The following is a 24,326-nucleotide window of genomic DNA, read 5'->3' on the forward strand; positions in this document are numbered from 1 at the left end:
CCCCTTACCTAGAATAAGTCATCTAAATCATCGTTAAAATCTTCTATAATATCTTGTTTTTGCTTATATGATACAACCTCAATATCAGCTAATTTTATATCAATATCGTTAGTAACTATATCTATGATTTTTATAAAATCATTTACTAGCCTTTGCATTGTTTCTGCTTTAAATAGGTCTTGTCGGTATTCTAGTGTGAATATTAGTTCATCATTTTGCTCAAAGCCTGCTAGTTCTATATCTAGTTTTGTTGTAGCTGCTTTGATTTTATAAGTGGATATCTCTAAATCATCTAACTTTATATTTAACTCTCCCATATTTCTCAGATTGAACATCGTATCAAATAATGGGTTCCTACTTCTATCCCTTTTTATTTTCAAATCTTCTATTAAGTCCTCTAGTTGATAATCTTGATTCTCGTATGCATCTAAACAAGTCTTTTTTACATCATTTAAGAAAACTCTAAATGTCTTATCTCCTGCTGGTTTATTTCTGAATATCAATGTATTTAGAAATACGCCTATTATATCCTGTAAATCCGCATGTGCTCTACCTGCTATCGGAGATGCTACTATTATGTCATCTTGTCCTGTATATTTGTATAGTAGCGTATTGTATACTGCCATAATCACCATGAACAATGTACTTGTGCTACTCTCTGCTATATCATAAAGTTTTTTCAGCCTGTCTTTATCTATGGTAAAATCAATACTATCGCCTAAAAAGCTCTGTACCTCAGGTCTTTCATAGTCTGTCATAAGGTCTAATATAGGTAACTCTCCACTTAATTGTTTTAGCCAATACTCTTTTTGCCCCCTGAACTGAATAGTACGTGTAAATTCATTTTGCCAAATAGCATAATCCTTATATGTCAGTACTGGAATTTGTAATTCATCACCATTGTATATACTAGCAAAATCTCTTATTAATATTACTGTAGATACTCCATCTGATATTATGTGGTGCATATCTGTAAGCAAATAGTATTTATCTTGTTTTGTTTTAATCACTGACGCTCTAATCAATGGAGCTATACTCAAATTAAAAGGTCTAATAAATGTTTTTATTGCCTTATCTAAATCTTTTACTTCGTTAAAAACTACCTCAAACTCTACATTATCATGTATTTTTTGAACTATTTCTCCTCCTACTTGTAAGAAGCTTGTCCTAAGTGATTCATGTCTGTTTACGAGTACTTTAAATGCTTTTGATAGATTTTCTAAATCTATTTTTCCTTTTAACTCTAATACACATGGCATATTATAATTAGTCTGACTACTATTCATTTGGTTAAATAAATACATTCTCTTCTGCGGTGAAGATATTGGATAGTAATTATTAAGTGTTGCTTTTTTTATATTTCTATATCTACTTTTATTACTGTTTTGAATATAATCAGATAATCCTTTTATTGTAGGTGTAATAAATATTTGCTTTAGAGGCACATTTACGTTAAGCTGTTTATTTATATAAGCTATCAACGTAGTCGCTTTTAATGAATGTCCACCTAAATCAAAGAAACTATCATTTATGTTTATATCCGCTTTCCCACCTAATACAGCTTTGTATAAACTTATTAACTCTCTATCTGTTTGATTTCTAGCCTTCTCATACAATGAGCCTGTACCAATTGTTATTGATGACTCTGGTAATTTGCCATAATCTATTTTCCCGTTGTTTGTTAGTGGTATTTTTTCTAACTCTACATAGTATGTTGGCATCATATACTCTGGTAAATATTTTAAAAGGTACTCTTTAATATTATTGATTGTCATTGATTTTTTAAATTGAAGATATGCACATATACTAGTTTCTGATTTTATTTCCTTGGTAATTATTATAGCTGTCTTTATATCTTTATGTTTTAAGAGAATGCTTTGAATCTCTGCAAGTTCTATTCTGTAGCCTCGTATCTTGATTTGTTTATCTATTCTTCCTAGATACTCTAAATCTCCACTATCGAGTAATCTAACTAAATCACCTGATTTGTACATCTTGGTATTAATCATATATGGATTATCTATAAATTTACTAGCATTTAACTCTTTTCTATTAATATAACCTCTTGCTACTCCTTCTCCTCCAACGCATAGTTCTCCACTGGCTCCTATAGGCTGAAGATTCATATGTTCATCCATGACATATGAACTTAACGTTGGTATAGGTTTACCTATGTTGCTTATTCCTTTTTCTATATCCTCTCTAGTAATTTCTTTATATGTCACATGCACTGTAGTTTCTGTTATACCATACATATTTATAAGTTGTACTTCACTGTATCTCTTATTAAATGTATCTAATTTGCTAGGATTTAAAACTTCTCCTCCAAATATCACATACCTTAAAACTAAATCTTTTGTAGGTTGTTTTTCATCTGTATCTATTAGGTTATAAAACGCTGATGGTGTTTGGTTTAGCACTGTCACTTTATGTGTTTGTAATAACTCTAAAAAGTAGTTTGGATCAACTGCAGTTTCTTTTGGTACTATTATGAGTTTACCTCCATAAAGTAATGCTCCATACATTTCCCATACTGAGAAATCAAAGCAATATGAATGAAACATAGTCCATACGTCTTTATCATTAAAATCATATAAATTTCTGTCGTTAAATAATAATCTTACTACATTTTTATGCTCTATCATGACGCCTTTTGGTCTTCCTGTCGTTCCTGATGTATAGATTATATATGCTAAGTTACTTTGTCTTATTTGTTCATTTAGATTACTGCAATCTATTTCTTGATTATTTGCTTCCTTTATATATAAAGTCTCTATTAATTTTTTTAGATTATTCACGTCTACTGATTTAGCTGTTACTAAAAGTTCTGCATTACTGTCTTCTAGCATAAATTCTATCCTACTATTGGGAAAACTTGTGTCTATAGGTAAATATCCGCCTCCTGATTTTAAAACTGCTAATATTGCTACTATCATATCTGTAGATCTTTCAAGCATTATGCCAACTATAGCATCTTTTTTAGATATCCTAGTCTTAATTAGTCTAGCTAGTCTATTTGATTTCTTGTTAAGCTCATTGTATGTTAATGTATCTATTCCACATACAACTGCGATTTTCCGAGGATGTTTTTGTGCTTGCTTTTCAAATAGTTCATGTATTGTTATCTTTTTAGGGTAGCTAACTCTTTTATTATCTAGTAGTGCTAATATATTTTTCTTTTCGTCTTCTGATATTAAATCTATATCTTTCAGCTTTATTTCTGGATTGCTACACACCTCATTTAGTATATTTATAAAATGCTTACTCAAGCGTATAATTGTATCTTGCTTAAATAAATCTGTGCAGTATTGCAATCTAAATTTGATATTATCTTCTTTCTCCACTACATCTATGCTAATATCAAATTTGGATGTCTTGTTTTCAAACTCGTATTGTATAATTTCTAAATCTTCTATACCCCTTAGATCTATACTCATATTCTGAAGTGACAGTACTGTATCAAATAACGTAGCTCTACTTAAATCTTTATCTAATCTCAACTTATCCACTAGCTCTTCAAATTGAAAATCTTGATTTTTTATAGCGTCTATAATATTTTCTTTTACCTCTGTTAAGAAGTCTATAAAACTCTTACTACCTTTTGGTTGGTTTCTAAGAGCTAATGTGTTTACAAACATACCTACCACTGACTTTAAATCTGCATGTGATCTTCCTGCTATTGGCATTCCTACAACTATATCTTCATTATTTGTATATCTGTATAAAAGTGTATTATAAGCTGTTAATAAAATCATGTACAATGTAACATTCTCTCTTTTTGCTAATCTTGTTATATCCTCAGCTAGCTTTATCCCCGTATCAAATAATATATAATCTCCTTTTAGACTTTGAAGCTTAGGGCGTTTATAATCTGTTATTAAGTCTAAAGTTGGTACTCCGTCAGAAAATTTCTCTAGCCAATATTTTTCTTGTCTTAACATATATTCATTATTTTTTAATCTTCTTTGATATACTGCATAGTCTTTGTACCGAAGTTTTAATGGTATCAATTCTTCGTTATTGTAAAGTTTTATGAATTCATCTACTAGTATGCCAGCTGATACACCATCTGATATTATGTGGTGCATATCCAATATTAGTATATTAGTAGTTTCATCTATACAGATTAATCCAACTCTTATTAATGACTCATTTGATAAATCAAACGGTCTTATAAACTTATTTATAACGCTATCTATATCTTCTATATTCTCAAAATACTCTATTGTAAAACTAACTCTATCGTTAATAATAAATACAGGTTCTTTATCTATAATTTTAAAACTTGTTCTTAAGCTTTCGTGCCTTTTTGTTAATATTTTAAATACATTTTCTAGTTTTTCCTTATCTAATCTACCTTTTAGTTTTAATACTGATGGCATGTTATAATTTATACTTTTATCATTATATTGATTTAATATATACATCCTCATTTGCGGAGATGAAAGTGGATAATACTCTCTTTCTTCTACTTTATCTATCTCTCTATATAAACCCACATCAACTTTGCTGATTGCTACTGCTAGTTCTTTCACTGTTTGTCTTTTAAATATATCATTTAGTTCTATGGTTTTATTAAGCTTTTGATGTATTTTTGATACATAAGAAACTGCTGTTAATGAATTCCCTCCTATATCAAAAAATTTGTCATTTATGCCGATATTCTGCTCAATGTTAAGTATTTCTTTTATTATGTCTACTAACTGATTTTCTGTTTCATTTCTTGGTGCTTCATACTCATTTATCTCTACATTTCCTTTAGGCTCAGGTAATTTTTTCTCATCTACTTTACCATTAGCATTCAATGGAATAGCATCTATTCTTATAAAATATGAAGGCACCATGTATTCTGGAATACTTGTTAGTAAATATTCTTTAATTTCGCTTATTGATATATCTTGCTCTATTACTATATATGCACACAGGTATTTGAACATATCCTGATGATCTTTTGCTATTACTATTGCGTCTTTGACTCTATCATTTTTCTTTATTATAGTTTCTATCTCTGATAGTTCTACTCTATACCCTCTTATTTTTACTTGTTTATCTATTCGGCCGATAAATTCTATATTTCCATCTGGTAACCATGCTGCTAAATCCCCTGTTCTATACAGCACCGTCTCTTTGTCAAAAGGGTTCATGATAAATTTTTGTTTTGTTAACTCTTCATTATTTAAATATCCCCTTGCAACGCCATCTCCTGCTATACATAGCTCTCCCCTTACACCTATAGGTGATAAGTTATCATTTTCATCTAAGATATAGATTTTTGTATTGCTAACAGGCATTCCTATAGATGGCTTAGTTTTTATTTTATCTATAGGATTAATAACTTTGGCTGTCACTACATGTGCTTCTGAAGGTCCATAGTGATTGTGCAATGTGATTTTATTTTCTATTAGGAAATTCTTGAATCTCTCATTTATTATTAGTTGTTCTCCTGCAACTATGATATTATCAAGCTCTGCTGATAACTTCTTTACTAAAGCTTCTTCACTCATAATATACTTGAGATAAGATGTAGGCAAAAATATAGTGCTAAGTTTATTTTGTTTTATATATCTAAGTAATCTATGTGCATCTTTTTTTATATCATTGGTTATCACATGCAATTCTCCGCCATTTAATAGTGTAGAATACACCTCCTGAAAACAGATATCAAAACTTATATTTGCAAACTGCAATATTTTCTTTGTAAAGTCTATATTAGTGCGATTTTTCTCCCAAAATAACAGGTTAATTATAGTTCTTTGCTCAATCATTATTCCTTTAGGTTTACCTGTTGATCCTGATGTGTAAATTACATACATCAAGTCATTTTGACCACTTATACTCTTTAGATTATGAGATGCTTTGCTATATATCGTTTCATCCTCTAAACATAGTACTTTTTTGTTATCAAAGCTTATCTTATTAAATAGATAGAAATGTGTTAGTACTATATCAACATTACTATTCTCTAGCATGTACTTTATTCTATCCTTTGGAAACTCAGGCGCTATCCCTACAAATGCACATCCAGCTTTTGAAATAGCTATTAGTGCTATAATCTTTTCTAAAGACTTTTCTGCCATCAATCCTATAAGCTGATTTTTTTCTTCCATAAGCTCTCTTAAATATCTAGCAAGCCTATTTGCTTTTTCATTTAACTCTCTATATGTGATTTTTTCTTCTTTATATACTACTGCAATACTATCTGGAGAATCTGCAACCTGTTCTTCAAACATCTTTTTTATTGTCATGCTTTTTGGATAATAATTATTTGTTTTGTTAAACACATCAATAATTTTGTGTTTTTCAGATTCCGAAAGCATATTTATTTCATCTATTGTTTTTGATTGATTGTAAACTATACACTGAAGTATGTTAATATAATGATTGGCTAATAACTCTATTGTTTCTTTTCTATACAATCTGTACTCTATACTGCATTTTAATTCACTTATCGTTTCAACTATTGTCAATAAAATATCAAATTTCGATATTTTATTATCTAAAGTGTATGGAGTAACACTTATACCATCAATATTTACAGTCTCTATATCAACATTTGGCATTGAAAACATAACGTCAAATATTGGATTTCTACTAGCCTCTCTAATAATTCCAAGTTTTTCGACTAAGTCATCAAACTGATAGTCTCTGTTAGCATATGCATTTAAACTGTTCTCTTTTACCTCTGCCATGAATTCTTTTATGGTTTTACCTCTTGATGGTTTATTTCTCATAACCAATGTATTTGCAAACATACCTATTACATTTTTTAAGTCTTCACTTTGTCTTATTGAAATTGGTGTACCTACAACTATGTCATCTTGCCTTGAATATTTGGATAATAAAATGTTGAATGCTCCTAATAGTACCATATACATTGTAAGTTTATTTTCTTTTGTGTATTCTTTAAGAGCTTTTGTCAACCTTCCTTTTATTTTAAATTCTAAGCTATCACCTTCGTAGCTTTGTACTGTGGATCTTTGATAGTCAGTTTTTATATCTAAAAGAGTAAAATTTTTTAGCTGTTTTAGCCAATATTCTTCTTGCTTAGTTATTTCACCGTCAAGCAACATACGTTGTTGCCATACTGAGTAGTCTTTGTATTGGATTGTCATATCTTCTAGTTCTTGTCCACTATATAGCCTTAAAAATTCTGATATTAGAATTTCTGTTGATCCACCATCTGATATTATATGATGCATATTTATTGTTAGTACATGCTCCTCATCCGTGACTTTGATTAGTGTTACATTTATTAGTGGCGCTTTACTTAGATCAAATGGTTTTATACTTTTCTTTACAACATTATTTATATCTTTTCTACTTTCTATATAGTCTAAATCGAACTCAATATCATCATGTATTATCTGAACTACCGAATCATCAATTACCTTGAAACTAGTTCTAAGACTCTCATGTCTTGAAATTAACTTTTTAAATACATTTTTAAATTTTTTGATATCTAATTCACCTTTGAGATTTAGTGCTGTACTCATATTATAAAATGTGCTATTACTGTTTAATTGATTTAATATAAAAAGCCTCTTTTGTAATGATGATAATGGATAAAAATTATTTTTTTCTGCTTCTTCTATTCTTTTATATTCTTTTACTTCACTATTATGTACCAACTCCGATAGCTTTTCTATTGTTGCATTTTTATATAGTTCTTTTATGTGTAATTTTGTATTAAAATCTTTGTGTATCTTTGATATTAGATATGTAGCATTCAATGAATGTCCACCTATCTCAAAAAAATTATCATTTATTCCAATTTTATTGTCAGTTCCTAATATTTCGTTATATATATTAGTTAATTTCATTTGTATTTCATTTATTGGAGGTTTGTAATCATTTATGGTTTGTATCTCAACATCCATATTAGATAACACCTTGGTATTTATTTTTCCGCTACTTAAAGTAGGCATTTTATCTACAAATACATATCCTGTGGGAATCATATATTTAGGCAATTTATCTTTCAAATGATGTCTTATATCTTGCTTTTTCAAGTTTTTATGTGTTGATAAATACGCACATAGAAATTTATCCTTATCTTTTTCTTTCACCAATACAACTGCTTTATTTATGTGATCTATTTCTAGCAATCTACTTTCTATAGCCTCTAATTCTATTCTATAGCCTCTGATTTTAACTTGATGATCTATTCTTCCACCAATCATTATATTCCCATCTATCATGATTTTACCTATATCACCTGTTTTATATATTGTTTCGCTTTGTATATATGGATTTTTTATGAATTTGTCACTTGTAAGCTGTGGTCTACTCACATAACCTTTTGCAAGGCCAGCTCCACCAATACATATCTCGCCATATACGTTTGTTGGTTGGAGTTTTGAATTTTGATTTAGTATGTAAATTTTTTTATTTGCTATTGGTTTTCCTATTGTTATATTGTGGGTATCTATTTCTCTGGCTATAGTAGCAACTACACTTGCTTCTGTAGGCCCGTATTCATTTATTAACTCTATATTTTTATTTATTGTTTTGCTCTTTTTTACTAACTGTTTTTTTATAGCTTCCCCTGCTAAAGTAACTGATTTTAATGATTTTAAATCCTCTTTATTGCTTTGCTCTAATATAGCTGTATATAATGTGGGTACTGCTATAAAATGCGTTATACTATTTTTTCTTATAGATTTTTTTATAGCCACTGGATTTTTTGCATCACTCTCATTTAAAAGAACTATCTTTACTCCACTTAAAAGTGGCGTAAAAAAGCTAGTCAAAAATCCATCGAAAACATAAGAAAAGATTTGCAGTACCGTATCTTCTTTGCTATGTTCATATTCATCTATTCTCCACGTTATAGAACTCGTAATACTTTTATGCTGTATCATTACACCTTTTGGCATTCCTGTAGAACCAGACGTATATATTATGTATGCCAAATCGTCTTTTGAATTTATTTTAGTTAGATTTTCTTCTGGTATGTTTTTATAGTATTGCTCAGCATCAACTAATACAGTGTTAATTTTATCATGTGTATAATCTATGTTAGACGTTTTTAGTAATAAGCTTGCACTAGAATCTTCTATGATATAGTCCACTCTATCTGATGGATTTTGTGTATCTATTGGTAAATAAGCACCGCCCGCTTTCAATACAGCCAAGATTGCTATAATCATATCTATTGATCTCTCTATGAGTAACGCAACCACTATATTTTGTTTTACTCCATTTTTTCTAAGCTGTCTTGCTAGTTGGTTTGCTTTAATGTTGAGATTTTTATATGTAATTGTCTTCTTATCGATTTTTAACGCAACTCGTTCTTCACTACACGATACTTGTTTTTCAAACAGTTCATGTAATGTTATATTTTCTTCGTACTGATGATAAGAACATTTATTGTACATAGTTAATAGATTATTTGCTTCTTTTTCATTAACAATGTCTATGTCACAAGATTTCTTATCTGCGTGATTCATGATATTTTCAATAGTTTGTATGTAATTTAGTAACAGATTATTTATAAATTCTTTAGCAAATACCATTTTATTGTACAGCAAATTTATTGTTATCCCTTCAAACGTTTCTATTCCTACTGTTAGATTATAGTTTGTTCTTTCAAATATTGTGTAGTTTTCTATCTGTAACTCGCTAGCATCATTTTTTAGTATATTGTCTAGAGGATAGTTTTCTATGACAACCACTGAATCAAATAGGCTTGTATCTACCCCGCTATACTTCTTTATATCAACAAGTGAAGTTATTTCATATTTTTCTCTTTCTTGCATATGATTGTTTACACTTTTAAGTAATTCTCTTATAGACAAGGTATCTGTTTTTACTCTTATTGGCAGAGTATTTATAAATAACCCCACTGTATTGTCTATATCATCTATTGGCACGTTTCTGCCTGATACTGTACCTCCAAAAACAACATCATCACTATTACTATATCTGCTAAGTAAGACACCCCAAGCTGTATATAGCAATGAAGACAATGTTATTTTATTTTCATTTATAAATAGTTTTATTTCTTCACTAAACTTCTCAGGAATTTTATAATTGAAATTATTAGGCTTATACTCTGTGATGCTATTAGTAATGTTAGATATGTATGTAGGATTATTAAAATTGTCTAGGTAATGTTGCCAAAATTGTTTGTGATCTGTTGTGTCACTTTCATTTAAATGTTTTAAGTATTGCTTAAATTTACTTTTCCTTTTTGGAGCTAAAATATCATCATGATTATTGTAAAAATATAAAAATTCATTTAGTATTATACCTGTACTCCATCCATCATATATAATGTGATGATTACTTATAATTATATTATATTTGTTCTCGTCTTCTTTTACTAAGGTTATTCTAAAAGGCACATTTGTAATATCAAATCCTTTTAGCTTATCTATTTTCTTTATTTCTTCTAATTTTCCACTCTTGTCAATTTCGTCTGTGATATCATATTTTATAATATTAACGGGATTTTCCTTTAATACGATTTGTACAGGTCTGTGTAGCTTCTCCCATTTATATACTGTTCTCAACATTTCATTTTGCTTTATTACTTTATTCCACGCATCCTCAAAATTTTTAGTATCTATGCTGCCTTTTATCGTTAGGCATAATTGTACAAAATATTCATCTGAATTTTCGTCTTGTATATTATTATGAAATAACAGTCCTTCTTGCAGTGGTGTTAGTTTTAGTATGTCTTCTATATTCTCTTTATTAATGAATGTCACTAGATTTTACCTCCTTTTTTCAAGCATATTTATAATGTATTTGCAATTTTGTTATTATTAAATATTTTATAAAAATTATACCATAAATAATAAAATAATGTAACTATTGTGTTATATTTTTGTAATTTATATGGTATTGTTCATAAAATTTGTCGTTTAATTTATATTGTATGGTGTATGTTTACTAAATATTATTACAATGTTATAATATATTAAACTTAAATTGGAGGTATATATATGGGCTATGCTGTTGAATTATGTTTTGATGAAAAAAGCAAATTAAAAATTAAGCATTTATGGGAACAACTACATACAAATCATTTAAGCTCTTATTTGATTAACAATGGTGGAGAGCCTCATATTTGCTTAGCTGTATTTGATGATAATACCCAAAATATCAAATATTTAAGAAAAGTTATAATAGATTTTTTTAAATCTACGCAAAGATTTGAACTAATGCTTACTAATATAGGTATATTTCCTACTGATTTTGGTATATCTTTTATTACTCCAAAAGTAACAAAGCAGTTACTCAATTTGCATGAAAATTTCTATGAAGTGTTATTAGAAAACGGATATGATAGGTGGTTTAATGAATACTATAAGCCAAAGAACTGGATTCCACATTGTACATTAACTTATAATCTTAATAGACAGAAATTATTAAAAAGCTTGGAACTTTTAACTGAGTTGTTTACTCCTTTTACTGCTACTATAGAAAAAATCAGTCTTATAGAATTCTATCCAGTAGCAGATGATGTGATTAAATATATTGAGGTTATAGAACTAAAAAACAATTAATATTAAGCCTAATATAGTGGGTTGTTTAACTAAAACAACCCAGCTTTTTCTACTTTACTTATAACATTCTGTTATATATTTCTCATCATACATTACCTTAGCATGATTAGTCATTATTAGCTTATTATCTAATGTATTTCCAGTAGTTTTATCTACTGTTTTTCTATATATTTCATTATTTCTATAGTAACCATCCCCTTCTTTTGTAAAATGGTTGTTTTTCTCAATGATATGGTAGGAATAAATAATGTCACTATCACTTCTGAGTTCTCCACACAAATATTCATCTGTAGTATATATGATTAACTGAAATGTTTGCTTTGTGTTATTTTTAAATTGATAATCTAGGTAGTTATACATTATAGATGTACCTGTTCCAAATGGAACTTGCCTACCATAATCAGGGAACATATCTATGTTATTGTGGTGATGATGCTCAATTATTGTCAACGGACTATGCAATACCATCCAATGTATCAGATTAGTGAACTGACACATTCCTCCACCTATACCTTTACTAACATCTCCTGTTTTTATAATTAAACCTTCTTTATATCCTTTTCGTCTTGTGCAATTTCCAACTAATTTCCAAAAAGAAAAAACTTCGTAAGGTTTTATAAGTATTCCGTTTACTTTCGGAGCAGCTAACTCTAAATTTTGAGCTTTATTATTTTGTAGTATCATATCAACGTTTCCAAGCTTCCTTCTAATTAAAGATTTATGTTTATATATTTTAATTGGAAATTTATCAGTTTTATAGTCATTGGCATATTTGTTTTTGTCAAATAACCAGTTCTTTTTTCTTAGTAATATTTCTTTGTTTACAGAAAGTCTATATGTAAAATTACAAAGCTGACAAAAAAGTTTTCTAGACATTATATTCTCCTTATATTTGGAATTACTTGATTAGTATAACATTATAGCATCTAGTAACTCAAGTAAAATATTGTCTAAATTAATCTTCACTTTTAACCTTATTATAGATTGACATTACTTGCAAAAAATGTCTTAAGAAAATTCTTTAAGACATTTTTTAATTAACTATATAATTTTGATAGCAATACTTTTATTATATTATTTAAATTCTAATACTAAATAAGGCTTATTAGATGTGGCTTCTTTGGATGTTAGTCTAAAAACTCTATCTAAATTATCTTTTCCAGAAACTATTATTGATATTATTTTGTCATCCTCATCTAATTTTTTAAGTATATATCCCGTTATATCAATAAACTGCGTTGTAGGTCTTGGCGGAAAATTGTGCGATATAATTAATAACCTATTGTCATTATTAAAATATTTAGCTCCATTGGAATAAGTAATGCTATGTTCAGTCCAATCTGTATTGATTCCGCCCCATATATTACTATTGAATGATCTTTGGGTTGAATCTGGTGCTGTAGACAGTTTCAAACTTGCCTTAACAATTTGCTTTCCGCTAGGTATCGCATCAGTCAAATCAAATTTATACAATGCATCCCTTGTGTAATGACCACTACTAGTTTTTTTCACTAAAAGTTCAGGGCTACTTCCCAAATCAGCATTACTGTTTCTAACATCTACATAAGTATCATCTGTTGGCAAGATATATTTTACACTTGGGCTAGTGGTATCTTTTAGTTTTAGTGTTAGTATTGGTTTATTGTATATGGCCCTTTTTTGAAGCAACATAAATACTTTATCAGAGTTGTACCTTCCTGTAACAATAATAGTTACTATATTATCTTCTAATGCTTTTTGTTTTACAAACATGGAGATATCAATTTCTTGCGTTGATGGCTTTGGTGGAAATGTAACATTACTTATAAACTGTTTATCATTATAATATACTGCTCCATTAGACCAGTTTATAGTATTTTCCTGCCAGCCATCATTATTGCCTCCCCATATTTGTGTATCAAATGCTGAACCTGTAGAATCTGGGTGAGTAGTTAGTTTTAATGTAGCTTTTTCTATTTCTTTACCTTGTGTAACTACATCTTTTATATTAAATTTCAACATAGCATATCTTGTATAATGCCCACTACTAGTTTTTTTGACTAACATCTCAAGATTACCTCCCAAATTTGCTTTACTATTCCGCACATCTACATAAGTATCATCTGTTGGTAAAATATATCGTGTGTTCTCGTCTGGATTTAGGTAATTTGAAGGCAAGTAATCATAATATCCTTCGTAATCCACACAAACACGTAAAATCTCATAAAGGGCAATTTTGTCTTCTGATGGACTATTATTTTTTATGTCATTTAACACTCCATCTAGTAATTTCAAATGTTCATATGCTGTTTTACCGAAATTTTTCATTATTATGAAATATAGCTCTTCTTGAGTGTAAAAATCTCTCATCCATACATTAGGCTCATTGTCATCAGCCCCAGCTGATAATGTTTTAATCAAGTTTAATGCTTGACTACGATTGTGATTTGTTTGACTTTCTATACTACTACTAAGCAACTTGTCAATTGCTTTTCCTGCTCCTATAAAATCTAATTTTTTTAATTTATCTAATATAGGATCAAGTTCTTCCTCTGGTTGCCATCCTAGTTGAAGTTTGATTTGAAACCACTGATCTAATGTTCCTTTATCTGTTTTATGCTGGTACTTGTTTGCATATTGCTCTTTGATTGCTTCTATAACTGTGCTATAGTTATATGAACCTTTTTGAGCCTGAGGAACTGAATAATTTGTAGGTAGACTTGGCTTCAACTCAGTTGCTATCTCCTCAAATTCTGTATTTATAACTAGCCTTTTACCCGTTTTCACGATATCATCTAAAGTCATAGTCCATCTAAATTGATCAGCTGGAACAATATATTGACCCAATATTTGTCTGGTGATCTTTCCAATCTCTTTTTTATCTTCAGATGTTAATGTATTCATCTCCCCGTAGCGATTAAGATTGATAAACACTATCTCATTTGTCGTTTCATCCATGTATTTTTTTACTTGATTGAGTATTGGCTCTATTTCCTCTCCAAAGACTCCATGAAATATTCGTAATTTTTTATCTCCTGAAAATCGCTTGAATCGAATGTCTAAAAATCTAATACCTTGTGTTAATTGAGTGTATATATCTACATTTTGACATACTGATTTCTTTTTGATGATATCTGCGATCTTATGTCGTATATCGCTCGGAATCCAGTCATCATCTAATTCACCAGGAAATTTGGAAGACACTTGTTCTGCATCAAATCTTTTATAGCTTAGACTATAAGTTCCCGAATCATGAGTTCCTGGAATGATGATATCGCAATATCGTTTATCTCCAAGTAAACTCCAACTGTCTTCCATCCATGTTCTTAGTGGTGTAAGATTATCTGCGTCAACTTTTTTAAAATTGCCTTGCATAAAAACTGCGCCTATCAATATAACTATGACACTTAAGCAAATAAGAATTTTTTTCCTCCTTATAAACATACGGTATCCTCCTGCTAATTTAGTATTGTATTTATATATTATGTATTATAATTTAGTATGCTTATATTACAATTCGTTATCCATTTATCATTTTAACGACTATTAACCTTTAAAATTATATAAAAAAAAAAAAGGGTGATATTAATGATTTTATAACCTTTTCTCTTTTATTTTAGGCAGTATCTCTAATTAATATATTCAGCTCTGTAGTCATTTGCTTTATAACTTGTTCTGCTGTTATTTTAGACAATTGATATTTATTATTATATCGTTTTGATTGTTACTATTATAGATTATATCGGATACTAAAAGTATACCTTCAATTGGCGAGAAAATTTCTGATTTTTTTAGATATTTTTTATTGGGTTGTCACGTAATTTTTTCATTATATTTGTGTCATTTGTATTCTTTATTGAGTTATTTTTGTATAGTTCATCAGTATTTTTTAATTTGTTTAAATATTAAAAAGTTTTTTATTTCGTAGGCAGTTTATTTATATTCCATAATTTTTTAGACATATCCATTTTTGTAATGTCGATTGCTGAATAAGACGTTTGAACTGTTGAATCAGACATTGAAGTATTAAAAGGTGTTTGTTTGCTAGTTTATCTACTATTTTTTAGATACTATTATTTTGTTTCCTTTCTTTTCTATTATTAATTCTCTCTTTTCTTCTTTTTCTTTTAGTTTCTTTATTAACAATTCTCTTCTTTCTTCAAAACTCATATATTAACCCTCCTAGTTCCAAAAACTTTTTCTACATTTGTTTCCGTTACATTTATAGATTCAATATCATTAGGTAGTTCAATATCTAAATCTACCATCCCATTATTAGGACTTAAAATAGTATTATTACAATAACCACTTAATTTAATAGTCACTGGATTCTTTATCTCAACTATATTACCTTCATAGTTCTCCTTATAGATTGTCCCTTTTACGCCTACAGTTGTGTCGCTGATTTTGTTAATGATTACATCAAATTTTAAACTATTTTCATAATCAATAAACTCTTTTACTTCATATACTTCTGTTTTATCATTTTTATAAACGATACCATTTTCCACTAATATTTTTTCGTTCATCTTACACCTCCAAAAGATAACTTATTCCCATATAGTCAATGTTCATTTTATCCTGTATTCTAATGTAAAGCTTGCTATTAAATATTTTCCCCATTTTATGCCATCCTACCTTGTAACTACTTGATGAATTCGGCGCAAAATTACTTTCTCCATAAAAAATCTTGCTAAGTTCAGCAACCGAACCTCTAAAAAACACTGCATTATCTATTTCAATAATTATAGTACCAGATCTCAAAGTACTTGGATATGGTGTGCCAATAGCTGCTACTCCCTCTCTAGGACTAACTAGATTACTTTGTTCCAAAATTATACTTAATGATTCTAAAACTCCCTTTCCTCTTACCTGTAGTATTGTAAAATTTGAGATTGATCGATTCTTGACTGTATATGATTTACTTGTCATTGCCATAAAATCACTCCTTAAAATATATTTGATAAGACGTATTTTTCGGCAGTTAAATTTGTTAGATTTTTAGATTGCTTTATATCATCCGCCAAAACTTCCACTCTTTCTTTTAATGTTTCACTTGTATTATTTATAGTAGTTGTCTTACCTGCTAATTCTGTTATTTTTTCTTCTAAAGCCTCTTCATTTGTCTTTAATCTACCACCGTAAGAACTTAACATATTGCTATGGGTAACAAGTTGTGCACTTGCATTACTTATCGCTGCTTCATTTGCACTTATCTGGCTTGTTAATTCCTCTACTTTTGACGCTAGTTCTCTTGCATTTACACCTATCGCTGCCTCATTTGAACTTATTTCTTTTCTCAACTCTTCTTTTGCTTTTGTAAAATCTGTTTTACTAACTTTTGTTGCTAACTCCGTTTTACTTGCTTTTGTATTTATCTTGTTTGTTAACTCCCTAACTTTTGTTGTTAGTATGCTTGTACTTGCTTTTGTTCCTATTGCTGTTGTATTGGCTGTGATGTCATCTTTTATCTCTTTTTTCTCTTTTTCGTAATCCGTCTTACTTACTTTTGTTGCTAGCTCTGTTTTACTTGCCTTTGTATTTATCTTACTTGTCAATTCGCCAACTTTTGTTGTTAGCAAACTTGTACTTGCTTTTGTTCCTATCGCTGTTGTATTTGCTGTGATGTCATCTTTTATCTCTTTTTTCTCTTTTTCGTAATCTGTCTTGCTTACTTTTGTTGCTAGCTCTGTTTTACTTGCTTTTGCATCTATCTTACTAGTCAACTCTTGTACTTTTGTTGTTAATTGACTTGTACTTGCCTTGGCATTTATTTTACCTGTTAATTCTTGTACTTTGCTTGTTAGCTGACTCTTGCTTACTTTTGTTCCTATTGCTGTTGTATTTGCTGTGACGTCATCTTTTATCTCTTTTTTCTCTTTTTCATAATCCGTCTTACTTACTTTTGTTGCTAGGTCGGTTTTACTTGCCTTTGTATTTATTTTACTCGTCAATTCCCCCACTTTTGTTGTTAGCAAACTTGTACTTGCCTTTGTTCCTATCGCTGTTGTATTTGCTGTGATGTCATCTTCTATCTCTTTTTTCTCTTTTTCATAATCTGTATTACTTACTTTTGTTGCTAGATCTGTTTTACTTGCCTTTGTATTTATCTTACTCGTCAATTCGCCAACTTTTGTTGTTAGCAAACTTGTACTTGCTTTTGTTCCTATCGCTGTTGTATTTGCTGTGATGTCATCTTTTATCTCTTTTTTCTCTTTTTCATAATCTGTCTTACTTACCTTGGTTGCTAGATCTGTTTTACTTGCTTTTGCATCTATCTCACCTGTCAACTCTTGTACTTTTGTTGTTAATTGACTTGTACTTGCCTTTGTTTTTATAGTATTTTCATTTGTTTTTATCTTTCCTGCTAAGTCTTCCACTTCTCCATCTACATATGTTTGGCTAGCTTTTTTATTTAACTCTGTTATGCTTGCCTTGGCATTTATTTTACCTGTTAATTCTTGTACTTTGCCTGTTAGCTGACTCGTGCTTGCTTTTGTTCCTATTGCTGTTGTATTAGCTGTAATGTCATCTTTTATCTCTTTTTTCTCTTTTTCGTAATCTGTCTTGCTTACTTTTGTTGCTAGCTCTGTTTTACTTGCTTTTGCATCTATCTTACCAGTCAACTCTTGTACTTTTGTTGTTAATTGACTTGTACTTGCCTTGGCATTTATTTTACCTGTTAATTCTTGTACTTTGCTTGTTAGCTGACTCGTGCTTACTTTTGTTCCTATTGCTGTTGTATTTGCTGTGACGTCATCTTTTATCTCTTTTTTCTCTTTTTCATAATCCGTCTTACTTACTTTTGTTGCTAGGTCGGTTTTACTTGCCTTTGTATTTATCTTACTTGTCAATTCCCCCACTTTCGTTGTTAGCAAACTTGTACTTGCCTTTGTTCCTATCGCTGTTGTATTTGCTGTGATGTCATCTTTTATCTCTTTTTTCTCTTTTTCGTAATCCGTCTTACTTACTTTTGTTGCTAGATCGGTTTTACTTGCCTTTGTATTTATCTTACTCGTCAATTCGCCAACTTTTGTTGTTAGCAAACTTGTGCTTGCTTTTGTTCCTATCGATGTTGTATTTGCTGTGATGTCATCTTTTATCTCTTTTTTCTCTTTTTCGTAATCTGTCTTACTTAACTTGGTTGCTAGCTCTGTTTTACTTGCTTTTGCATCTATCTTACCAGTCAACTCTTGTACTTTTGTTGTTAGCAAACTTGTACTTGCCTTTGTTACTATCGCTGTTGTATTTGCTGTGATGTCATCTTTTATCTCTTTTTTCTCTTTTTCGTAATCTGTCTTGCTTACTTTTGTTGCTAGCTCTGTTTTACTTGCTTTTGCATCTATCTCACCTGTCAACTCTTGTACTTTTGTTGTTAGTTGACTTGTACTTGCCTTTGTTTTTATCTTTCCTGCTAAGTCTTCTACTTCTCCATCTACATATGTTTGGCTAGCTTTTTTATTTAACTCTGTTATACTTGCCTTGGCATTTATTTTACCTGTTAATTCTTGTACTTTGCTTGTTAGCTGACTCGTACTTGCTTTTGTTCCTATTTCTGTTGTATTTGCTGTGATATCATTTTCTAGTTCTTTTTTCTCTTTTTCATAATCCGTCTTACTTACTTTCGTTGCTAGCTCTGTTTTACTTGCTTTTGCATCTATCTTGTCTGTTAATTCTCCTACTTTTGTTGTTAAATCACTTGTGTTTACTTTTGTTCCTATTGCTACCTCATTTGCTGTAATATCTTTTCTTATTTCTTCTTCTCTTGCTGATATCAAATCTGTATTTGCTGTTACTTTTCCTGTTATGTTTTCTACTTCTGTACTCAACTCCATTTTGCTTGCTTTCTCATTTAGTGCTGTTATACTTGCTTTAGTATCTATCTTACTTGTTAATTCTCCTACCTTTGTTGTTAACTGATCTGTACTTACTTTTGTTCTTATCGCAATTGCATTTGTTGTGATTTCTTTTCTTATTTCTTTTTCTATTTCTGTAATTAAACTCGTATTTTGAGAGATTTTTCCTGTTAATTCTTCCGATTTATCAAAATTGTTCTTTATCTTTAATGTATTTATAGCTACTGTATTAGTATTTGCTTTTATTAATTGATCATTTACTCCAGCTTTATCAGCAACTTCCTTTAGTTTTGCATCTATTATACTCATGTTACCATTTAACACATTTATATCTATATAATCATCATAGTCTGGTTGTTTCAAATTATAATTAATTGTCCTATGCATAAAACACCTCCTAATATGCTTGTTTCATTTATCTACTAAAAAAATAGGGGTATCATTTAAGACACTCCCTACTACTTAAAACTTTATAGACTTACTTCTACAACATGCTCATGCATTTCTTCGGCAACATGTAACATATCCTTTCTAATCTCTGTAACTAATTTTTCTCCCATCCATGTCCATGATGCATTACTAAGTTCTGCATTTCCTGATAATGAAAATTTGGTTTCTATTTTGTTACAATCACTCAAGTCTATATCATGCAATTCTACATAATTTACTCCATTGCTCAGATACTCACTCTTTACATTTACACTTTCATCTGTAATATCGCAAGACTTTAAAACAGTACTACCACCCATTTTACCAATAGCATAAATATTATTGTCATTTGTGAATTTGTTGCCATCATTATAATTATATATAAACGACATCCTGTCAAGTCCACAACCTCTGAGAGTGTTTGATTCAACTTTATCTGTTAATGTATCATAGGTAAGAATTTCATTTTGTTTGTATCTTATGTGTATCTTGCTTCCAACAGATACCTTTATACCCCAACTTGTATATATGCCCAAAACTAATGAAGTTGTTCCCCATGTCCCTTTATCAGTATCATATACCAATACCTTGTTGTTAAATTTCCCTGTTTCCGTTACTGCAACATATATTTTTTTGCCAACAGCTATAGGATAACTCATACTTTCTTTTCTTGAAGTTATCTTCTTTGAACTATTATTATTTACATCATACTCCCATATTCCTTTACCGTACATAGCATATATCTTACTTCCAATAGCTACGGCATAATCCCAGCATTCAGATAAAAGCGATGGACCCATATCGCAGCTTTTGTAACTCCAATTACCAGTATTTATGTCATATATCATCAAGTCATTACCAACATTTATGCTTTGCCCTATAATATACTTGCCTACAACCACAGGACTTTTCCATTTTTTATATTTTGAATTTAGCGGACCACTACCTTTTCCTGTTCCTGTTTTAAAATCAAATATATGCATATAGCTAGGAGATGAATCATCATTATCTAGCACATATATCTTATCACCTAACACAACTGGATACTTATCTATCGTATATAAATTGCCATTAGTAATATTTGGATCTCCATTATAGATAATACTTTTCCATGTACCTCTTTTTACTACTTTGTTCACTTCTACTCTAGCTCGCGAATTTGTTTGTATATTATGTCCTGTTATTTTTATGTTATTTATTTTTTCTAAATGCCCTGTCTTGATTTTTCTTATCATATAACCTTCATCTTCGTCATCTTCTACGCTAATTTTATTAGTTGTCATATCATAATTAATTTTATTATACTCTGAGTAACTAAATCCATATTCAACTTGATATCTTCCAATGTCTCTTTGTAACCTCTTTATTTCACCATCTAGAACATCCATATTTTTATTGATAACACTAACTTCTACTAGGTCACTATAATCTGGCTTTTGAAGCTTATAATAGCTTGTCTCTTTCATATTCTCCCCCCTATATTGTCCTTATATTTTCCCAAGTATACTGTGAAGCACTTTGCCATGTTTCTACAGAAGCTCTCTTCCATGTGTTGTATACATATTCAAACTCAAATGAAAGGTGTGCTGGCTTAATATCTTCTATTACCTTTCTTAAATCATTTTCATTTGGAGGAACACCCTTTATATCTACAAATTTTATTTTGAAATGATATTTATTGCTTTCTTCTATTACTTCTATTTTTCTATCATATGTCTGTGCTACTTCTTCTAATAATTTGACAGTTATAGACCCTACACCCTTTAATTTTGAAAGTATCACTTGCTTTCTTAGTTCATTGGGTTTGTTAGTTTCAGATATTATCCCCAAATCTTTTTCCCATCTATCTAGTCCATAATCTGAAGTGTCTACAAAAAACTGATTTGCCACTTTCTCTAATTTTTCTTTGAATTCTATGAGTTCTGAGTTTTGAGTACCAGTTATATTAGTCATCACCCCTGAGACTCTGTAATAGTCTGGTAAATGCTTCATTAATAAATTATTCAATAGTTACCGCCCCCAATACAGCAACATCAAGCTCTCCAACTGTTATATTTTCTTTATTGTCATTTAATGTTATATTTGTAATTTTATCAGCACCTTTACAATCCATTATTAGGCTAACTATCATTGCATAACTTACTCGATTCTCTACGAATGCTATCTTCTTTAAGTACAGCTTAACTATATCTTCTATATTGCTTTTTAGCTCCTCTTTTTCATCTGTATTGATACTTGCTTCAACAGTTATTTTTATATTTATAACTTTACTACCTGCACTTGCTAGTGTAACATCTACTCCTATTGGTCTGTTTTCCTCTATATGGGCCTTTACTGCATTAATCAGTGTTTCATCTGCTACTGTCTTATTACTATTGATTATTACAACTTTAACAGTTCCTGCCCCGTTCCAAGTTGGCTTAACCTTAGCATCACCTACTCCAGGTACTTCTTTAGCCCAATTTTTATAATGATATCTATTTCCACTAGTTGCTGGTGTTCTGACTTTTTCAAAGTATCTCTCTCTCAATTCTTCGTCAGTTTCTTCATTGTACCCATTTATTACATCTTTTTTGTTTGTTACTGACTTTAGTCCTGCAATAGTAACTGGAAAATGTTTTATTGCTCCAACTGGTGCATTACCTATTTTCCCTGACTGCTCACATTCAACGAGTACATTTGCTTTTCCACTTTCTATAACTGTTGATACAGATACATTATCAACTGCTATACTATCAACAGCTTTTATTGCATCCATCTTTAGAACATTTTCACCAAAATAGGGATTTAAATTATTGTTATTTATTACTTTAGGTATATCTTTCATTTCTATCACTTTGTAAGTAGCTGTATCACTTGCAACTATGCATCCCTTTGGAATCTTTGTTCCTTCTTTACCTCTAATCTCAACATATGTCGTTGCTTTTGTAGCCTGTCTTCTTTGCAATCCTTGTTCTGCAACTTTTTTATCTAGGTAATCTCCTTTCGCTGTCAATGCAAAACCGTTATTTAGTATCTCATCTTTCATGTTATAAGCGCCTTCTAGCTCTATTGCCACTGGCTTTAATGCATCATAAAAAAAAGAGCCCTCGCTCCTATCAAATTTCTTGTCTACATTATTTAACATTCGTTTTTGTAATTCTTCTTTGTTCATATTACTTCACCTCCCTAGGTTTATATAATCATCTTTTTATCAAAATTATTACCACTAACTAAGTTTACTTTAAATGAAACATATAGCTCAGGATTTCTTTTATCTATACTAAAATTTGATATAGATAATATTCTAGGATGTTTTGTGAGTTCATTTTTTATCTCTCTTCGTATTTCAGCCTCTACGAAAGCTCTTGGGTAATTTGTGCCTATTATTAAATCTTGCAGCATTACTCCATATTCTTTGCCATCATCTCTTTTGTAGATGTTGTATTTATACTTCTCGGTCAAAAGTACTTTCTCTATCCATATTTGTATACTTTCTATCTCATCTGCAAGTACTGTGTTTCCATTTCTTAATACAAATTCTCCTTTTTCAAAATCAAATAAAAATGATCTGCCTCTCATATCCATCTCTTTTTGTTCATTTGTTTTAAATTTTAGCTCTGCAATTTTGGGTAGCATTTATTCTTTCACCACCTTATCTATAACGTAGTATTTTTGTTCATCAGTAGTTGGAATCAATAGCACTAAATCACCTTTTTTTAGTGTATCTGTGAACGTTATTGTTCCTGTACTTTCATAGTTTGTGGAAATGTTCATTTTACTAATTTTATGCAAATGTATTGGTGGAGTAGCACCTGAAACTTCTTTGTTAAATGCTTCTCCCGGATTATCTTGTTCAAATGTTATATTGTTTTCATCACTTTTTATTTCAAATTGTCTAGAATAACTATTTAGTATATATGATGAGAATATAAGGTTTTCTTTTTCTAGAACTATTTTATCTCCAAGAGCTATTTTTATATCATTTGGTGGCATTATTATCTCCCCAATTTGTGGTCCTAAATATGATATATTTTCTCTTTCCTTAAATAGTTTTGCTAAACTGCTCATGCCTTCCACGATTATCACCCCTAACTATGAGTTCAATGAAACAGCTTTATCAACTACATAATATACCATTTCATTGGCTGTAGGTATTAATATAACTTTGTCTCCATCTGCAATCGTATTAGTAAATTTCATTACCCCATTACTTGTAAAACTTGTTGATACATTTATTTTTTTTATATCGTGTTTGTGACTATATGTGCTATATGTTGTATCTGACTCAGGTACTACTCCTTCATCTGTTGTTCCTGCATCTTTTTGTTCTAACTTGATAGTGTTGTCATCGCTATCTTCTATTTCAAATTCTCTTTCATAGTCATCAAGTATATGTGATGAGAAGAAGAGATTTTCTTTAGTTAGTACTATTTTATCTCCTATTGTTATCTTTATTTCTGGTGGAGCATTAGTCACTTCACCTATTAGTGGTCCCATGTATTCGATATTGTCTCTTTCTCTAAAAAGTTTAGCTAGTATATTAATCCCATTCACTTTTCTTCCCTCA

13 protein-coding genes are annotated in these 24,326 nt (G+C 30.0%); 1 reads left to right on the forward strand and 12 read right to left on the reverse strand.

Annotation, left to right across the window (positions count from 1 at the left end):
* Positions 1-8: 8 nt before the first annotated feature.
* The gene (locus tag P3X86_RS16430) at positions 9-10,712 is read right to left on the reverse strand and encodes an amino acid adenylation domain-containing protein (RefSeq protein ID WP_483293815.1); all 10,704 of its coding nucleotides are present in this window, start codon (positions 10,710-10,712) and stop codon (positions 9-11) included.
* 237 nt (positions 10,713-10,949) lie between these two features.
* Here P3X86_RS16430 and P3X86_RS16435 point away from each other — a divergent pair, with 237 nt between their 5' ends.
* A complete protein-coding gene (locus tag P3X86_RS16435; RefSeq protein ID WP_483293816.1) occupies positions 10,950-11,513 on the forward strand; it encodes a 2'-5' RNA ligase family protein in 564 nt (187 codons plus the stop codon).
* 54 nt (positions 11,514-11,567) lie between these two features.
* Here the strand turns inward: P3X86_RS16435 and P3X86_RS16440 are convergent, their stop codons facing one another.
* The 11 genes from P3X86_RS16440 to P3X86_RS16490 form a co-directional block, all read right to left on the reverse strand.
* The gene (locus P3X86_RS16440; protein ID WP_483293817.1) at positions 11,568-12,389 is read right to left on the reverse strand and encodes a VanW family protein; all 822 of its coding nucleotides are present in this window, start codon (positions 12,387-12,389) and stop codon (positions 11,568-11,570) included.
* 198 nt (positions 12,390-12,587) lie between these two features.
* Positions 12,588-14,936, reverse strand: coding sequence for a phosphatidylinositol-specific phospholipase C domain-containing protein (locus tag P3X86_RS16445; protein WP_483293818.1), 2,349 nt, complete (start codon positions 14,934-14,936; stop codon positions 12,588-12,590).
* Positions 14,937-15,658: 722 nt separating this feature from the next.
* Positions 15,659-16,021, reverse strand: a complete 363-nt coding sequence (locus P3X86_RS16450) for a hypothetical protein (protein WP_483293819.1) — start codon at positions 16,019-16,021, stop codon at positions 15,659-15,661.
* Between the two features lies 1 nt (position 16,022).
* Positions 16,023-16,430 (reverse strand): hypothetical protein, encoded by a 408-nt coding sequence (locus tag P3X86_RS16455; RefSeq protein WP_483293820.1) that lies wholly within the window; start codon positions 16,428-16,430, stop codon positions 16,023-16,025.
* A gap of 11 nt (positions 16,431-16,441) precedes the next feature.
* Positions 16,442-19,735, reverse strand: a complete 3,294-nt coding sequence (locus P3X86_RS16460) for a hypothetical protein (protein ID WP_483293821.1) — start codon at positions 19,733-19,735, stop codon at positions 16,442-16,444.
* 83 nt (positions 19,736-19,818) lie between these two features.
* Complete coding sequence (locus P3X86_RS16465) at positions 19,819-21,243, reverse strand: Kelch repeat-containing protein (RefSeq protein ID WP_483293822.1); 1,425 nt, start codon at positions 21,241-21,243, stop codon at positions 19,819-19,821.
* A gap of 10 nt (positions 21,244-21,253) precedes the next feature.
* Positions 21,254-21,784 (reverse strand): putative phage tail protein, encoded by a 531-nt coding sequence (locus P3X86_RS16470; protein ID WP_483293823.1) that lies wholly within the window; start codon positions 21,782-21,784, stop codon positions 21,254-21,256.
* Positions 21,777-22,931, reverse strand: coding sequence for a baseplate J/gp47 family protein (locus tag P3X86_RS16475; protein ID WP_483293824.1), 1,155 nt, complete (start codon positions 22,929-22,931; stop codon positions 21,777-21,779). Before P3X86_RS16475 ends, P3X86_RS16470 begins: the two co-directional genes overlap by 8 nt.
* Positions 22,932-22,951: 20 nt before the next feature.
* Positions 22,952-23,395 carry a DUF2634 domain-containing protein gene (locus P3X86_RS16480; protein ID WP_483293825.1) on the reverse strand — a complete coding sequence of 148 codons (444 nt, stop codon included), beginning with the start codon at positions 23,393-23,395 and terminating at the stop codon, positions 22,952-22,954.
* Positions 23,396-23,827 (reverse strand): DUF2577 family protein, encoded by a 432-nt coding sequence (locus P3X86_RS16485; RefSeq protein ID WP_483293887.1) that lies wholly within the window; start codon positions 23,825-23,827, stop codon positions 23,396-23,398. It abuts the gene before it with no gap.
* 24 nt (positions 23,828-23,851) lie between these two features.
* Positions 23,852-24,313 (reverse strand): DUF2577 family protein, encoded by a 462-nt coding sequence (locus P3X86_RS16490; RefSeq protein ID WP_483293826.1) that lies wholly within the window; start codon positions 24,311-24,313, stop codon positions 23,852-23,854.
* Positions 24,314-24,326: the final 13 nt, after the last annotated feature.

The organism is Abyssisolibacter sp. ZYX002, assembly GCF_056892235.1.

Bases quoted from the DNA above. Each gene is read 5' to 3' on its own strand.
- P3X86_RS16435 (WP_483293816.1), top strand. From the start codon at position 10,950: ATGGGCTATGCTGTTGAATTATGTTTTGATGAAAAAAGCAAATTAAAA.
- P3X86_RS16440 (WP_483293817.1), bottom strand. From the start codon at position 12,389: ATGTCTAGAAAACTTTTTTGTCAGCTTTGTAATTTTACATATAGACTT.
- P3X86_RS16445 (WP_483293818.1), bottom strand. From the start codon at position 14,936: ATGTTTATAAGGAGGAAAAAAATTCTTATTTGCTTAAGTGTCATAGTT.
- P3X86_RS16450 (WP_483293819.1), bottom strand. From the start codon at position 16,021: ATGAACGAAAAAATATTAGTGGAAAATGGTATCGTTTATAAAAATGAT.
- P3X86_RS16455 (WP_483293820.1), bottom strand. From the start codon at position 16,430: ATGGCAATGACAAGTAAATCATATACAGTCAAGAATCGATCAATCTCA.
- P3X86_RS16460 (WP_483293821.1), bottom strand. From the start codon at position 19,735: ATGCATAGGACAATTAATTATAATTTGAAACAACCAGACTATGATGAT.
- P3X86_RS16465 (WP_483293822.1), bottom strand. From the start codon at position 21,243: ATGAAAGAGACAAGCTATTATAAGCTTCAAAAGCCAGATTATAGTGAC.
- P3X86_RS16475 (WP_483293824.1), bottom strand. From the start codon at position 22,931: ATGAACAAAGAAGAATTACAAAAACGAATGTTAAATAATGTAGACAAG.
- P3X86_RS16480 (WP_483293825.1), bottom strand. From the start codon at position 23,395: ATGCTACCCAAAATTGCAGAGCTAAAATTTAAAACAAATGAACAAAAA.
- P3X86_RS16485 (WP_483293887.1), bottom strand. From the start codon at position 23,827: ATGAGCAGTTTAGCAAAACTATTTAAGGAAAGAGAAAATATATCATAT.